This window comes from Pseudomonas neustonica (assembly GCF_003797945.1).
Taxonomy (GTDB): Bacteria; Pseudomonadota; Gammaproteobacteria; order Pseudomonadales; family Pseudomonadaceae; genus Halopseudomonas; species Halopseudomonas neustonica.
On sequence record NZ_RKKU01000044.1, the window covers coordinates 1 to 16,049 of the forward strand.

Sequence of the window (16,049 nt, forward strand, 5' to 3'; positions counted from 1 at the left end):
GGCTGGCGAGATAGCGCGATGGCTTCGCGCTTGAATTCAGGGCTGTATTTTCTGCGTTTGGACATGAACACTCCTTTGGCACATTGTGCCTCTTTTCAAGAGTGTCCGCAGTAACGGGGTAGAACCCAACCCAACATTTATACAAGGAAGACACATGGCCCGAAAAATGGTAAGAATCATTATCCCGACGATGGTCTTCGGTGAGAGTGTTTGGCTCGAAGGCGTTGCCATAAACCTACCCCTGCAATTTTTCAGCACCTGAACGGCGACTTGAAAAACAAACTTGAGCGCGACTATTAGGCGACAATAACCAGGGTGAAAAAAGTATCTCAATAGTCTATCCATCATAATATGGGCTATTTCTCTGCTATAACGCAGTGTGGTCCCGCTAACAGCCATCCCGGACGAGCGGCCTGTTTAAAACAAAATATTCCTGCGCCTAGGAATCGCACAATCTACTATAACCACGAGTCTAAAATGAAAGATGTAACTCAGGAAAATACACAGTCGGTTGATAGCTACTCGGAGCGTCTAAACCGCGAGTGCTATTGCGTAACCCTTGATCGTACAGCCCTCAAAGAGAGCTTTGAACATCAATTTGCAGCCGCTGGATACGTGCCGTCGATCACTCCTGAATTCCATCAGCTTTTTTCAAACACGCCGGTCTTCGTCCCCCAGTCCGACATCAAAGCGATGGAACGAATCGTTGAAGCGATCGAATCAACCGCAGAGCTTTCGTCCTATCGAGAACGCGTTCTGTCCTGGGCGCCGGAAATTGCAGGCTTCGATCCAGGTCCCATAGGGGCGTTCATGGGCTATGACTTTCACTTGGGCAAAGACGGTCCTCAACTGATCGAGATCAATACCAATGCCGGCGGCGCATTTCTGAACTCGGTGCTAGCTCGGGCTCAACACCGATGCTGTAAACCATCTCAACAGACCGCAGCAACCACACAGGCGCTGGATGGATTTGAGACTGCTGTGTTCGATATGTTTCGACAGGAGTGGCAAAGGCAACGGGCTGACTCGATGCCCAAAAGCATGGCCATCGTGGACGAAGCCCCGGAGACCCAGTTTATGTTCACTGAATTCCAACTGGCCCGACAGCAACTTCAAGCCAGAGGAATTAATACCCTGATATTGGACCCATCGGAGCTTGAATATGTCGATGGTGCATTGGTTGCACAAGGAAAGCGCATCGACATGGTGTACAACCGACTAGTGGACTTCGCACTGGAAGCCCCAGCTCATGAGGCGCTCAGACGTGCGTACGTCGACGGCGCAGTGGTGGTAACGCCAAACCCCCGTGTGCACGCACTGATGGCCGACAAACGAAATCTTATCCTACTCTCCGACCCCTCGACCCTTCGCGACTGGGGACTCAGCGAAGTTCAAGCCCGATATCTGGAGAGCTCCATACCCAAGACCCGGCTGGTTACAGCAAGCGACGCAGGGGAACTGTGGGGTTCCCGGCGTGAACTTTTCTTCAAGCCGGTTGCCGGCCATGGCAGCAAGGGCGTATACCGCGGCGACAAGTTGACCCGGCGTGTTTTCGACAACATTTTGCAAGGCGACTATATCGCGCAGAAATTCGTCCCGGCGGGGGAACGAGCCATGAGAGTTGACGGCACTGTAACCACTAGGAAAGTCGATATTCGCCTTTACACCTACGGCGGAAAAACTTTGCTCATCGCTGCACGGGTATACCAGGGCCAAACCACTAACTTCCGCACGCCTGGCGGTGGCTTTGCACCCGTGTTTCAGGTGTGATTTTTTACCTTTCATTGAGTGCATACTAAGTCATGCTAATGAATCATCTGACCTCGTCCAAGGTTCAGTGGCCCGTCAGTATTTGCAGCCCTCTATGGGAGCCTTGGTTATAAGGCCTAGAGGTGTCTACTAAACTAGGGGCTATTAACTGCTTATTGTTAGCGTGAGAAGCTCTAGAAACCTCGGAGAAATCAACCTTGCTGACTGACAGCCTTAGGAAAACTCAGGTGAAAAGCAGTCGCACTCTCCTTGGACGTGCACCAAATTTCGCCATTGTGCGCGGAAATTATTGACCTCGTAATCGCCAGGCCTAGCCCGGCATTGCTAGGATCTCCGTCACGGCGAGCAGGGTCTGCACGATAAAATCGATCAAATAAATGGTCTAAATGTTCTGGAGAAATAGTCTCTCCCGGATTTTTTACAGATAGCGTAATGGAACTAGATTCTGTCGCTATAATTATAGAAATAATATTGTGTGCCGGGGTGTACCTGAGCGCATTGGAAATCAAGTTTGAAATGGCGCGACTCAACATCAGCTTGTCGCCTAAAATATGCCCATGTCCAGCGACTTTAAACTGTATTTTTAATTCTTCTGCAAGAACTTCATAGTATTCAACAAGCTTACAAATCAAGGCGTTTAACTCAATATTTTCCTGCTGTGGAATAATCAAGCCATTATCAGATTTAGCTAAAAACAACATATCGTCAATTATGCGTGATATTTTATTTAAGTCGTCAAGGTTGGCATATAAATTATCCTGATAAGACTCAATTTTTCGTTCCTGGCTAAGGACGACTTCAGTATGAGTTTTTAAATTACTGATGGGAGTCCTCAGCTCGTGAGCTATGTCAGCAGAAAAATTTGATAGCCTGGCAAATGCATCATCAAGCCGGGCCAGCATCTCATTAAACGAAAAAACTAACTCTTGAAGCTCTTGAGGAACTCGCTCTAATGAAATTCGCTCTTTTAGCGACCTTGCTGACATAGCGCTCGCCACTTGTGTCACCTTCCTTAAAGGACGTAAGCCACTGCGAGCAACGATCCAACCAAGCAATGCGCTAGCAAAAGCACTTACTACCAATCCAATCCAAAACCAGTGTTGTAGCTTCTCAAAAAAGTGTTCGTGGCTTGTGACATCAAGAACTAATAGAGCTGATTCAGCGAAGGACCGGCTTCCTTCTGGAAGTACAGATGCCATACCCCGATACTTATGACCTCTCTCTGTCCATTCGAAAAAGCCTGAACCTGAACCAATGTCATGATTTACAGGTACTTTAGCTAAACTTGGCTCAGTAAAAATGACAACGCCTTCTTTATTGAAAATGAATGCTGAAAGTCCTGCATGCGCGCCGAGTAACGTGTGTAGTTGTGGTTGCGCGCTCATGAAGTCCTGCTCACTGTGAGTAGTGGTCAGCGCTTTTGTGGTGGATTCGAGTTTTTCTTCCAGTATTTGGCGATCTAAATTTTTAAAGTGGTGTTTGGCCAGCGCATGAAAACTTAAGCCTGTAACGATTAAAACAGAAATAACCCCTAACATGAACATCAAACTCATGCGAGTAGTTAATGAAAGTCTTCTCATTTTAGCTCCGGGACGTCGAGCACGTATCCCATACCTCGTGCAGTGCGAATGAGTTTTGGAGAAAAATCGTCGTCTATTTTTGCGCGCAAACGCCGGATGGCAACCTCTATAACATTAGTGTCGCTATCGAAGTTCATATCCCATACTTGAGAGGCGATTACCGCTTTAGATAAAATCTCCCCTTGCCGCCTCAATAGCAACTCAAGCAAAGCGAATTCCTTTGCAGTAAGATCAATTCGAGCACCATTTCGGGTTGCTCGACGTTTTAGGAGGTCTACCTCTAGGTCAGCTAATCTCATCGTAGTGGGTGCTGGCGAGCTATTCCCTCGGCGCAGTAAAGTCCTCACTCGAGCGAGTAGCTCAGCGAAAGCAAAAGGTTTAATGAGGTAGTCATCGGCTCCCAATTCCAAACCCTTTACACGATCATCGATACCATCTCTCGCCGTCAAGAATAATACTGGAGTATCTCTGCCCGTCGCTCGTATCCTGCGCAACACCTCCCAGCCATCTAATCCCGGCATCATTACATCCAGAATCAATAAGTCAAATGACTCAGTGACCGCTAGTTGCAGGGCATCTATTCCCGTCATCACACGAGCAACGTTAAACCCCGCCTCGACAAGACCTTGCTGTAGATAAATACCGATTTTTGGCTCATCTTCTGCGATTAAAATTTTCATGAGAAATCCTGTTGCTGGGTAGCCCTAGTGTGCAGATCAATAAGCCATCTAGCTAGAGGCTTACATAAATGTAATTTCGAGATCAGCTTCCTGACAGGGGTCACCCGCTAAGGTAGCTACAAGCTCAACGCTTAACTTAACTAATTCTTAGTTAGGATTATTTATTAAAAGGTGGTTTGAAATTCAATGATCAAAGTATTGCTAGTAATTGCTGCTGTCAGCGTATCTTCATTGGCAATGGCAGAAGGCGGGTCTGACCGAATTTTTGATCGCGCGCATGCGGCGAACAAAGCTGCGATGCAAGCCTATTGCGATGCAAGCCTATAAGTAGGCACCAAGCAAGAGAAATATTCGTACAACATTTATCAGCCAACCTGACATAAATGTAATCAAGCAACAGGTTGAAATGTGGCAATTTGTAGGTATGAGGGTCGTAGTATTAATTTGCGATCGCAAACCATAGCATCAAACTCATGCGCTCGGATCGGATTGATTCAACCTGGTTTTAAAATTTCAATCTCGGATTACTAAGCTTAAGGGGCTTATCAGAATGCATTATAAAACCTCAAGACGAACCTTCGTTAAAGGCTTGACCGCCGCTGGTATTGTCGGAGGCCTAGGTTTGTGGCGTACCCCGGTTTGGGCTCTTACTAGTCCCGGCCAACCGAACGTACTGGCCGGCTCGCAGTTTGATCTGGTGATTGGCGAAACACCCGTCAACATCACTGGTAAAACGAGGCTGGCTAAAACTATCAACGGTTCTATGCCGGGGCCTATCTTGCGTTGGCGCGAGGGCGACACCGTCACTTTAAGGGTGCGAAATCGCCTCAAAGAAGACACGTCGATTCATTGGCACGGCATTATTTTGCCGGCAAATATGGATGGCGTGCCCGGCCTAAGCTTTGCTGGCATAGCGCCCGACGGCATATACGAATACACGTTTAAACTCAATCAGAACGGCACCTATTGGTATCACAGCCATTCCGGACTACAGGAACAGGTTGGCGTGTACGGCCCATTGATCATTGATGCCATTGAGCCTGAGCCCTTTGCCTATGATCGCGATTATGTAGTGATGCTCAGCGATTGGACAGATGAAGATCCGGATAGAGTTCTCAGTAAGCTGAAGAAGCAGTCCGATTACTACAACTATCACAAACGTACCGTCGGTGACTTCGTCGATGACGTCGGTGAGAAAGGTTTGTCTGCCACGCTTGCAGACCGAAAGATGTGGGCTGAGATGAAGATGAGCCCTACCGATCTTGCTGACGTCAGTGCGTTTACTTACACCTATTTGATGAATGGTCACGCTCCCAATGGCAATTGGACCGGGCTTTTCAAACCAGGTGAAAAAATTCGTTTGCGCTTTATTAATGGCTCTGCAATGAGCTATTTCGACGTGCGTATTCCTGGCCTAAAAATGACTGTCGTTGCTTCCGACGGGCAGCACGTTCATCCGGTTAGCGTCGACGAGTTACGTGTTGCAGTTGCTGAAACGTATGACGTAATAGTCGAAGTTTCAGATCAAGAGGCGTACACCATTTTTGCACAATCCATGGATCGCACAGGTTATGCGCGAGGCACCTTAGCAATCCGCGAAGGCTTAAGTGCTCCGGTACCCGAAACAGATCCTCGGCCTTTGATTTCCATGAGTGATATGGGTATGGACCATGGGGGTATGTCGGGCATGAGTGGTATGGACCACAGCAGCATGCAAGGTGACATGGGCACAATGGATCACAGCAAAATGGCAGGCATGGATCATTCTGCGATGTCTGGTATGGGTGCCAGCATGCAGACTCATCCCGCATCAGAGGAAGGTAACCCGCTGGTCGACATGCAAACCATGATGCCCACGCCTAAGTTGGACGATCCTGGCATTGGCTTGCGCGAAAATGGACGTAGAGTACTCACTTACGCTGACCTTAAGAGCACGTTTGAAGACCCCGACGGCCGGAAGCCAAGTCGCACGATTGAGTTGCACCTTACCGGACATATGGAAAAATTTTCCTGGTCTTTCGACGGTGTTCCGTTTGCAGATGCAGAACCTGTGCGCCTGAAATATGGCGAGCGCGTAAGAATCATTTTGGTAAACGACACCATGATGACGCACCCCATCCATCTTCACGGCATGTGGAGCGATCTGGAAGATGAGAACGGCAACTTCAAAGTCCGCAAACACACGATTGACATGCCGCCTGGGACTAAACGCAGCTACCGCGTTACCGCAGATGCGCTAGGTCGATGGGCTTATCACTGCCATTTGTTGCTACATATGGACATGGGCATGTTCCGCGAAGTGCGTGTCGAAGAGTAGAGGACTAAACAGATGAACCTACCCATACAACGTAAAGCTCTAATTGGTTTCGCCCTTTCCTTCGGGTTAAGCACACTATTCGCTGTGCCTTTGGCATTTGCTGACGAGTCGAGAGCTGAGGCGAAAACGCATCAATCAACGAGTGCCAACCCGACATTGGCGGAAAGCCATCTGCAGCAGGGCGAATCAATAGAGCTCGAAGCGATAAACCACGACGGAATGGATCACGGTTCGATGGAGCATGACATGATGGGTGCTGATATAAACGCCGACGACAGTAAGGCGGAGGCTAAACATGATCACTAAATACTCATCCGCTACAGTCATCGCTCTTGCGGTGTCCATGACTGCCCCGTATGGCGTGAAGGCTTATGCTGCTGAGCCCATGGACCACTCGACCATGGATCATGCCGCTATGGGACATGATTCTATGCCCACTATGGATCACAGCAAAATGGGTTCCATGCCCGAGGGTCCTGAAACCGGCATTATGGATCATAGCCAAATGAACCATACCCAAGCCGCCGACCCGATCACTACCAGCAGGACACCAATCCCTGAACTAACTGATGCTGACCGAGAGGCAGCTTTTTCAGGGCTACCAGATCACAGTAATATGCACGAAAGCGGGATCAATAGTTTTTTCCTGCTTGACCAGCTTGAATATCAAGACGCAAATGACGGCAGTACCTTGTCATGGGATGCCTCAGGCTGGATTGGCGGAGATATAAATCGTCTTTGGCTTCGTTCGGAAGGGGAACGCACCAATGGCGTGACTGAAGAGGCCGAAATACAGGCGTTGTTTGGGCACTCCATAGGCCCATGGTGGGACGTCGTCGCGGGTGTTCGGCAAGACTTTAAACCGAGTTCTCCGCAAACCTGGGCCGCATTGGGAATTCAAGGCATGGCTCTCTATGCTTTTGAAGCTGAAGCAACGGCATATATTGGCGAAGGTGGGCAGTCAGCTGCCAGGCTCGAAGGCGACTACGACATATTGTTAACTAATCGTTTGATATTACAGCCGACTGCGGAAGCGAACTTCTACGGCAAAAATGATCCTGAACGAGGGGTTGGCTCCGGGCTGTCTAACATTGAATTGGGCGTGCGTATGCGCTATGAAATCGTTCGCCAGTTTGCACCCTACATCGGCGTGTCGTGGAATCGCTCTTACGGTAATACGTCAGATTACGCCCGAGCTGAAGGTGCTGATATTGATGAGGCTCGCTTCGTTGCGGGTATCCGGATGTGGTTTTAAGAGAAATATATGAAAAACACAATTAAAGCGCTCGTCGCAGCCACTGTTGCTGCTGGTTTCGTCATCTCTGCTGTTGTCTATTTTGGCATCGTAAATGTAGGCGCTGACGACCCTCACTTTAAAGTTGTTCACTCGTTTTTAGCCATGGCTCGTGACCGTTCCATCGAGGTCCGCAGCAACGCTATCGAAGTACCTAACCTCAATGATCCCGCAATGATTAAGGCTGGTGCCGGCAACTACAACTCTATGTGTGTTGGCTGTCACTTGGCTCCTGGCATGGCTGACACGGAGCTCAGCAAAGCCTTGTATCCCGCGCCTCCCAATCTCGCTGAAAAAAGTATCGAAGAGGGTCCCGCAGCGGCATTTTGGGTTATCAAGCACGGGATAAAAGCCACTGGCATGCCTGCTTGGGGTAAAAGTATGGCCGATCCATATATATGGGGCATGGTCGCGTTTTTAGAGCAACTGCCAGAAATGGATCAAACCCAATACCAAACCCTTGTTGCATCTAGCAGCGGCCATCAACATGGTGGCGGTGAAACTGCTATGCATAAGGATGAAGGGCAAGGTAATAGTCCTGGTGGGCACCATTCAGCTGCTCCATCAAGTAATTCGGATCATCACGCTTCTGGCATGCCTCAAGCTGGCAGCATGCCGAACCATCATGCTGGTGAGGCAACAGATACAGATCATCATGCGGGCGATTCAAAGGTAGAGCAGGGCAAGCCTGAACTAGCTCCGAAAACACACATGCATGAAAACGACGAACAGCATGTTCATTGAATAGCTCTGGGGCAGCATTCACAGACCGGAAGCTTGAAACTGACGCAAATGTAATCTTCAGCTCAGTTTTGTGTCAGCGAGCTCTGATATCATTACTTGCATTATCCCGAGGGAGGAGAGGAAAGGACATAACCGGCTGCATCCGTTTAACTTTCCAATATCTTAAGCCTACTATGACGTGCCGAAATGTATTTATCGTTCTGCTTATGATTCTTGCGCTTCCTATCAGCGGGACGGCGCAAACCATGACGCTTGACACTCGTCATACCATGAGCCTTTCGGCCATTGCGTCCAACGACGACACTTCGGCGTTGGACGCTTCTGCGCATGAATGTTGTGATCCAGACGCGCTCAAGTCAGCCTGCGAAAACGGGCAAGAATGTAAAACCAGCAGCTTACTCCAACTTGCGGTCAACAAAACCGTTTCGCTGGCGCTCCCCCCTCGCCACCCCACCCTCCTTCCTGTTCGAGTACCGGCTCGCACGCCTGATATTATCTGGCACCCCCCTCGCAGCTGATGTTTTTGCCCCCTAGTTTCGCCTGATCGACTGGAGCAGGCGGTGAAGGTATGCCTATGGCATGCGCTAGAACATCAACGGAATCGAAGACATGAATCACCGAATTCACGGCGTGCGCATATGTGCCACTGCCATGTTTATTGGCTTGGCTGCAGTTCCCGGCATATCAGCAGCACTTACGCTCGAGGAGGCGATCACTCTAGCGGAGCAAGGAGCCCCTTCCCTAGGGGCGCGCAGCGCGAACCTGCAAGCTGCCCAAAACCTCGTCACGCCAGCGGGCGAGCTGCCGGACCCCAGGCTGAAGCTTGGAGTCCAGAACCTCCCTATTGAAGGTCAGTCCAGACTGCAATTGGGCGCAGAGGCGATGACGATGCAGATGGTCGGCGTTATGCAAGAGGTCCCTAACCGCGCCAAACGCCGTGCACGAGTGGAAACCGCCGAAGCCACCGTGGCATTGGCCCGGGTACAGCGAAGGGTCGAGCGAATCAAGGTCCGCCAGATGACAGCCGAGGCCTGGATTACAACCCTGGCAGCCGAGCGCAAGCTGATCATTTTTGACCAGCTCTACACCGAGAATCGTCTTTTTGCTCAGGCGATCAAGGCAAACATTGCCGGCGCTCGTGGACTGTCGAGCGATAGCGTATTACCCAAACAGGAAGCCGCGTACTTAGCTGAACAGGAAGATGTCTTGATCCGGAGTAAAGCGGTTGCCCGGGCGGAGCTCCGACGATGGATCGGCGAGGCTGCAACCCAGCCACTGCAGGGCAGCTGGCCGGAATGGACAAGCAGCCCTGAGCTTTACCTTAATAACTTCACACACCACCCTGAGTTACTGGAATTTGACCCGATGACAAGTCGAGCCGAAGCCCAGATTGCACAAGCCGTTTCGGAAAAAACGTCGGACTGGGCCTGGGGCGTGGATTATCAGAAGAGAGGACGCGGCTTTGGCGACATGATCAGCCTCAACCTCAGCTTCGACCTGCCAGTTTTCGCAGGATCCAGACAAGATCCGAAGATAAGCGCTGAACGCGCGCGATTGGAAGGGCTGGAAGCCGAGCGGCAGGACCGGCTGCGACAGCTCCGGCAGGAGCTGTCAGCAGACCTGGCTGAACTCCGACGTCTGGAACGGGCACTAGATCGCACCAAGGAGACACTGTTGCCTCTAGCTGATGAAAAAGTTCGTCTGACCATGGCCGACTACCGCTCAGGCAAAGGTGAACTAACTGCCGTGATCACAGCACGCGAGGAGCTGTTAGAGATGCGTCTGCGCCTTGTCGATCTAGCCAGTAACCGTTCGCTGACTAATGCCCGCTTACATTTTTCCTTAGGAGACACTCAGCCATGACATTTCGAATCAAACGGCTAGCTCTGCTGATCGGCCTACCCATGTTTTTAACCAGCGTTGCAGTGACAAGCATCACCGTGTTCGCAAGTAGTGCCCAGGCTCAGTCCGCCGATCAAAGCGAGAAAGAAGTGCTGTATTGGTACGATCCCATGTATCCGCAGCAACGTTTTGACGCGCCTGGCCCATCGCCGTTCATGGACATGGACTTAGTGCCTCGTTATGCCGAAGAAGGGGCAGGAAGTGCTTCCATGCTCATCGACCCTTCAGTGACGCAGAATTTAGGAATGCGGGTCACACCGGTTACCCGGGAAGCAATAAGCCAGACCGTCAAAGCGTCAGGCACGCTGGGCTACGATGAACGTGACGTAGCCATTGTGCAGACACGCAGCGCCGGATTTGTCGAGAAAGTTTACGATCTGGCCCCGGAAGACGTGATACCAGAAAATGCGCCGCTGGCCGACCTTTTCTTTCCCGAATGGTCGGCTGCACAGGAGGAATATCTAGCATTGCGTGGAATGGGTGAGCCTCAGTTGCTGGCTGCAGCTCGTAACCGCCTGCGTCTTGCCGGCATGCCGGACGAGCACATTACAGCGCTGGAACGCAGCGGCAAGGCCAGCTCAAACTGGACCATTACCAGCCCTATCAGCGGTGTACTTCGCTCACTTGATGTCCGTGAGGGTATGACTCTACCTGCTGGCGCGTCCCTTGCCCGCATCAACGGCCTGGAAAAAGTCTGGCTGGACGTTGCCGTCCCAGAAGCGCAGGTGAGCAACCTGAAGGTCGGGCAAAAGGTCGAGGCCATACTGCCTGCCTACCCGGGCGAAATCTTGGGCGCGGTGATTGAGGCGATCTTACCCCAAGCCAACCTGGAAAGCCGAACCGTTCGGGTTCGAGTCGTGCTACCCAACCCCGATCAACTCCTGCGCCCCGGCATGACCGCAGACGTGACCTTGAGCCGTGATGAAGAGGTAGCCCTGGTGGTACCCACTGAAGCACTAATCAGAACAGGTCGGCGCACGCTTGTTATGCTCTCCGAGGATGAAGGCAGGTTCAGGCCCGTAGAAGTCAGGGTCGGCCGCGAAACCGATTTCAAGTCAGAAGTGTTGTCGGGACTTGACGAAGGCCAGCGCGTGGTTGCGTCCGGGCAGTTCCTGCTCGATTCCGAAGCCAGTCTGCGCGGACTGACCACCAAACCAGAGCAATCGCCAGTAAACACCGCGCCCACATTGCACGAGGCCGAGGGCACCATCGTGGGCATAGAAGATGACAAGGTCAATTTGTCTCACGGTCCATTCAAGACATTGAACATGCCGGGCATGACGATGGCATTTCCGATCGCAGACCCGGTGCTGCTGAAAGGACTTAAAGAAGGTAACCGGGTACGGGTAGGTGTAAGCGAAAGCGATGAAGGCCTTGTTATCGAGCGGATCGAGCAGCTCGGAGACCAGCCATGATTGCCAACATCATTAGATGGTCCGTCGCCAACCGATTTCTGGTATTGCTGGCGACGCTATTTTCGGTTGCCTGGGGTATATGGTCGATCCAGAACACCGCCGTTGATGCGCTGCCTGACCTGTCCGACGTTCAGGTCATCATCCGCACACCCTATGCCGGACAGGCCCCGCAGATTGTTGAAAATCAGGTGACCTACCCGCTGGCGACTACCATGCTCTCGGTTCCCGGAGCAAAGACAGTGCGCGGTTATTCATTTTTCGGCGACAGCTATGTTTATGTTCTGTTCGAGGACGGCACGGACCTGTATTGGGCGCGCTCGCGGGTGCTCGAGTACCTCAGCCAGGTGCAGAGCCGACTTCCCGAAGGCGCTGCGCCAGCGTTGGGCCCTGACGCCACCGGGGTGGGCTGGATCTATCAGTATGCTCTGGTGGATCGCACCGGCCAACACGACCTTGCTCAATTGCGGTCGCTGCAGGATTGGTTCCTGCGGTACGAGCTAAAAACCCTCCCAAATGTTGCAGAGGTCGCGCCAATCGGCGGCATGGTCAAGCAGTACCAGGTGGTGCTGGATCCGCTACGGATGGCCAATCAACAAATAACTCAGCAGCAGATCAGGCAAGCGGTTGAAGAGGCCAACCAAGAGACGGGCGGAAGCGTGTTGGAGCTCGCCGAAACCGAATTCATGGTTCGCGCCTCGGGCTATCTCTCGTCACTGAAGGATTTTCGTACCATTCCGCTGGGCTTGAGCGCTACCGGCACACCGATAACACTTGGCGATGTCGCGAATATTCAGCTGGGCCCGGAGATGCGTCGGGGGATTGCCGAACTGGACGGCGAAGGCGAGGTAGTCGGTGGCGTAGTGATATTACGCAGCGGAAAAAATGCTCGCGAAACCATCACCGCAGTGCGGTCCAAGCTTGAAGATCTGAAAAAGAGCCTGCCTGATGGAGTTGAGGTAGTCACTACCTATGACCGCAGCAAGCTGATTGATAGCGCCGTTTCCAACCTCAGCTTCAAGCTTCTGGAAGAGTTTATTGTCGTTGCGCTGGTGTGCGCGCTGTTCCTCTGGCACCTGCGTTCATCGCTGGTAGCAATTGTCTCTTTGCCAGTGGGTATCCTGATCGCATTCATCATCATGCAGCGGCAAGGGGTCAACGCCAACATCATGTCCCTGGGGGGAATTGCGATCGCAATCGGGGCCATGGTCGATGCTGCGATTGTGATGATCGAGAATGCCCATAAACACATAGAAGCGTGGCACAAGAAAAACCTGAACAAGAAGCTTGAAGGCGCCGAGCACTGGAAAGTCATCACCAATGCAGCGATCGAAGTCGGTCCAGCGCTGTTCTTCAGTCTGCTTATCATCACCTTGTCGTTTATTCCGGTTTTCACCCTGGAAGCTCAAGAGGGTCGGTTGTTCGGCCCACTAGCCTTCACCAAGACCTATGCCATGGCTGCAGCCGCAGGGCTGTCGGTCACCTTGGTTCCGGTACTAATGGGCTATTGGATCCGCGGAAAGATCCCCGACGAGCATCGCAATCCAATCAATCGTGGGCTGATTTGGATATATCAACCGGCTCTCGAAGCAGTACTTCGCTGGCCCAAAACCACCGTCGTGATCGCATTCGTAATTTTTCTGACGGCACTCTGGCCTATCTCCCGACTGGGTGGAGAGTTCCTGCCGCCACTAGATGAAGGTGACCTGTTGTACATGCCAACGGCGTTACCCGGTCTGTCTGTTCAAAAAGCATCGGAACTTCTGCAGCAGACCGACCGCATGATTAAAAGCGTGCCTGAAGTAAAACGCGTTTTCGGCAAGGCGGGTCGTGCCGACACAGCGACCGATCCGGCACCGCTGACCATGTTCGAAACAACTATCCAGTTCAAGCCCCGGGACCAATGGCGCCCGGGAATGACGCCTGAAAAGCTGGTAAAGGAACTCGATAATGCGGTACAGGTCCCTGGACTGGCCAACCTGTGGATACCGCCTATCCGCAATCGTATCGATATGCTGGCCACCGGCATCAAGAGTCCGATCGGGGTCAAGGTTTACGGCTCGGACCTGGTACAAATTGACAAGACCAGCCAAGCGATCGAGCGCATAGCCAAGACGGTTCCCGGCGTAAGTTCGGCTGTGGCCGAGAGACTAACCGGTGGGCGCTATATCGACGTCGACATTGACCGCAGTACGGCTGCACGTTACGGGCTGAATATTTCTGAGGTGCAGTCCATTGTGGCCGGTGCAGTCGGAGGCGCCACCATTGGCGAAACCGTAGAGGGGCTCGCTCGTTACCCCATCAGTTTGCGCTACCCGCGCGAATGGCGTGATTCATTGACCGACTTGCGCAATCTGCCGATCTACACTCCCGAGGGAAGTCAAATCACTTTGGGAACGGTGGCTCAAATCAAAGTCACGGATGGCCCACCAATGCTCAAGAGCGAAAATGCTCGACTCACCGGATGGGTCTATATAGACGTGCGCGATCGCGACATGGCTGCGGTGGTGAACGACCTGCGTACCAGAATCGACAGCGAAGTGTCCTTGGAATCAGGCATGAGCATTAGTTATTCCGGACAGTTCGAGTTCATGGAGCGCGCCAATGCCAAACTGAAGATGGTTGTACCAGCTACGCTACTAATCATTTTTGTGTTGCTGTACCTCATTTTCAACAGGTTCAGCGAAGCTTTGCTGATAATGGCGACGCTTCCATTCGCTCTGACTGGCGGTGTCTGGTTCCTTTACCTGCTTGACTACAACCTGTCGGTAGCAACTGGCGTCGGATTCATTGCGCTGGCAGGAGTGTCGGCCGAATTCGGCGTCATCATGCTCCTATACCTGACTAATGCCTGGAGCGAGCGCGTGAATGCAGGACGTGCGGACAGACCGGCACTCCTGGAAGCGATTCGCGAGGGCGCCGTACAACGCGTGAGGCCCAAGGCGATGACCGTAGCAGTCATCATCGCGGGCTTGCTACCAATCCTGCTTGGCAGCGGTACCGGTAGTGAAATCATGAGCCGCATCGCAGCGCCAATGGTCGGCGGCATGATTACCGCACCGCTTCTGTCCCTATTTGTACTACCGGCAGCTTATCTGCTGATGAGACGCCGGTCCATTAAGCAAACCAAACCACAAACTGGAGATTCATTATGAAAACCAAACTGGCACTAGTTCTTACTCTGGCACTGACGCCGGCAGCCTTCGCTGAAGAAATGAAAGGCATGGAAATGAAACACAGCATGCCCATGGACAATATGCAGATGGAGCAAACGCATACCTCTACGCAGAGCGCGAAGGCAACAGGTACCGTGCGCAAGATCAAACAGAATGGAGGTTCTGTCACCATCGCCCACGGGGCCGTACCAGAGCTTGAATGGCCTCCTATGACCATGGATTTCAAGGCAACGTCTGAGCAGCTTCAAGGCCTCAAGGAAGGCGACGAGATCGAGTTTGAATTCACCTCAGAAGGGATGAACTCAATCATCACGTCGATCAAACAACGTTAAACTGGGTTCATGGCTATCAACCCCATGGAAAAGGTAGCCATGCCGCCTAGGCATTACACAATAGTAAGTACCTCACAGCTTATCGTCAGGTTCAAACCGTCAAGCTAAATAGCACTCCCAAAAGAGAGGTGTCTAATGAACAAGTTTTCCAAAGTAATTACCCCGCTCGTCGAAGACGGCAGCGATTATGAGCTGATGTACAAGCGCCTTCCATCATGAGGCGCCAGGTGCCGCACCAAAGCCCCTATAGGGTGAAGGGCGGCCCTTGCTGATAGCCAAATAAAAGGCAGCGATGAAATAATTAAGTGTTTTATATGAATTTGTATAGAAACAGTCGAGAAGTTGTAATAAAAAATTCCAGACGACAGGAATAGCAGTGACTAGGTTCAGCTTCATACTGCTGAACCTTAACAAGCAACTATTCCTCGGTTTCCTGCCTGGCCTATTACTCTTCTTGACCTATTTATCAATGATTGTGGTACGCATGAGATATGGAATGGGACAGAAATATGAGCAGCAAACAGCGCTTGAGGCCTAACTGACCAGCGTAAAAAATTCTGATTGAGTAGCAGAACAGTGATGCGTAAAGTGGCCTTCAACATTGTGTTGTTCGCCCTATTGGCAACCGGCACCACTGCAGCAGTATCCGCAGCGGCAGAATAGGCTAAAAAGTCTGAGCACCAGCACATGGGCGGCAATATAATGATGGGCATGATGTAGTGGTCAACTGATCCCGGACAGTATTATAAGTTTTTCTTCGGCTACTACCGGCGATATACCACCGTTGAACGTATGAGGCCGTTGCTGGTTGTAATACCCCATCAGGTAATCGCCAACATCCT

13 protein-coding genes are annotated in these 16,049 nt (G+C 51.6%); 10 read left to right on the plus strand and 3 right to left on the minus strand.

Translation table 11 applies throughout. The features are described 5' to 3' along the window. Positions 1–477: 477 nt before the first annotated feature. Positions 478–1,770, plus strand: a complete 1,293-nt coding sequence (locus EF096_RS19435; RefSeq protein WP_123891403.1) for an ATP-grasp domain-containing protein — start codon at positions 478–480, stop codon at positions 1,768–1,770. Between the two features lie 191 nt (positions 1,771–1,961). Here EF096_RS19435 and EF096_RS19440 read toward each other — a convergent pair whose 3' ends face one another. Together EF096_RS19440 and EF096_RS19445 are read right to left on the minus strand one after the other, a co-directional pair. Beyond that, positions 1,962–3,350 carry a heavy metal sensor histidine kinase gene (locus EF096_RS19440; protein ID WP_123891404.1) on the minus strand — a complete coding sequence of 463 codons (1,389 nt, stop codon included), beginning with the start codon at positions 3,348–3,350 and terminating at the stop codon, positions 1,962–1,964. Continuing rightward, a complete protein-coding gene (locus EF096_RS19445) occupies positions 3,347–4,030 on the minus strand; it encodes a heavy metal response regulator transcription factor (protein ID WP_123891405.1) in 684 nt (227 codons plus the stop codon). Before EF096_RS19445 ends, EF096_RS19440 begins: the two co-directional genes overlap by 4 nt. A 186-nt stretch (positions 4,031–4,216) precedes the next feature. Between EF096_RS19445 and EF096_RS20500 the strand changes: the two genes are divergently transcribed. The 9 genes from EF096_RS20500 (at position 4,217) to EF096_RS19485 (ending at position 15,207) form a co-directional block, all read left to right on the plus strand. Next, positions 4,217–4,357, plus strand: coding sequence for a co-regulatory protein PtrA N-terminal domain-containing protein (locus EF096_RS20500; RefSeq protein ID WP_177412497.1), 141 nt, complete (start codon positions 4,217–4,219; stop codon positions 4,355–4,357). A 223-nt stretch (positions 4,358–4,580) separates the two neighbouring features. Beyond that, positions 4,581–6,347: a copper resistance system multicopper oxidase gene (locus tag EF096_RS19450; RefSeq protein WP_123891406.1), complete on the plus strand. Its 1,767-nt coding sequence runs from the start codon at positions 4,581–4,583 to the stop codon at positions 6,345–6,347. Positions 6,348–6,359: 12 nt separating this feature from the next. Further along, on the plus strand, positions 6,360–6,653 hold the full coding sequence (locus EF096_RS19455; RefSeq protein ID WP_123891407.1) for a hypothetical protein: 294 nt from the start codon (positions 6,360–6,362) through the stop codon (positions 6,651–6,653). Next, positions 6,643–7,602, plus strand: a complete 960-nt coding sequence (locus EF096_RS19460; RefSeq protein WP_123891408.1) for a copper resistance protein B — start codon at positions 6,643–6,645, stop codon at positions 7,600–7,602. Before EF096_RS19455 ends, EF096_RS19460 begins: the two co-directional genes overlap by 11 nt. Before the next feature lie 9 nt (positions 7,603–7,611). Continuing rightward, positions 7,612–8,385 (plus strand): c-type cytochrome, encoded by a 774-nt coding sequence (locus EF096_RS19465; RefSeq protein WP_123891409.1) that lies wholly within the window; start codon positions 7,612–7,614, stop codon positions 8,383–8,385. 609 nt (positions 8,386–8,994) lie between these two features. Then, positions 8,995–10,248, plus strand: coding sequence for a TolC family protein (locus EF096_RS19470; RefSeq protein WP_123891410.1), 1,254 nt, complete (start codon positions 8,995–8,997; stop codon positions 10,246–10,248). Continuing rightward, on the plus strand, positions 10,245–11,702 hold the full coding sequence (locus EF096_RS19475; protein WP_123891411.1) for an efflux RND transporter periplasmic adaptor subunit: 1,458 nt from the start codon (positions 10,245–10,247) through the stop codon (positions 11,700–11,702). Before EF096_RS19470 ends, EF096_RS19475 begins: the two co-directional genes overlap by 4 nt. Next, on the plus strand, positions 11,699–14,854 hold the full coding sequence (locus EF096_RS19480; RefSeq protein ID WP_123891412.1) for an efflux RND transporter permease subunit: 3,156 nt from the start codon (positions 11,699–11,701) through the stop codon (positions 14,852–14,854). Before EF096_RS19475 ends, EF096_RS19480 begins: the two co-directional genes overlap by 4 nt. Beyond that, positions 14,851–15,207, plus strand: coding sequence for a copper-binding protein (locus EF096_RS19485; protein ID WP_123891413.1), 357 nt, complete (start codon positions 14,851–14,853; stop codon positions 15,205–15,207). The genes EF096_RS19480 and EF096_RS19485 overlap by 4 nt, the downstream gene beginning before the upstream one ends. Before the next feature lie 213 nt (positions 15,208–15,420). On the opposite strand, the gene EF096_RS19490 is transcribed toward EF096_RS19485, so the two are convergent. Continuing rightward, positions 15,421–15,603, minus strand: coding sequence for a hypothetical protein (locus tag EF096_RS19490; RefSeq protein WP_123891414.1), 183 nt, complete (start codon positions 15,601–15,603; stop codon positions 15,421–15,423). Positions 15,604–16,049 lie beyond the last annotated feature (446 nt).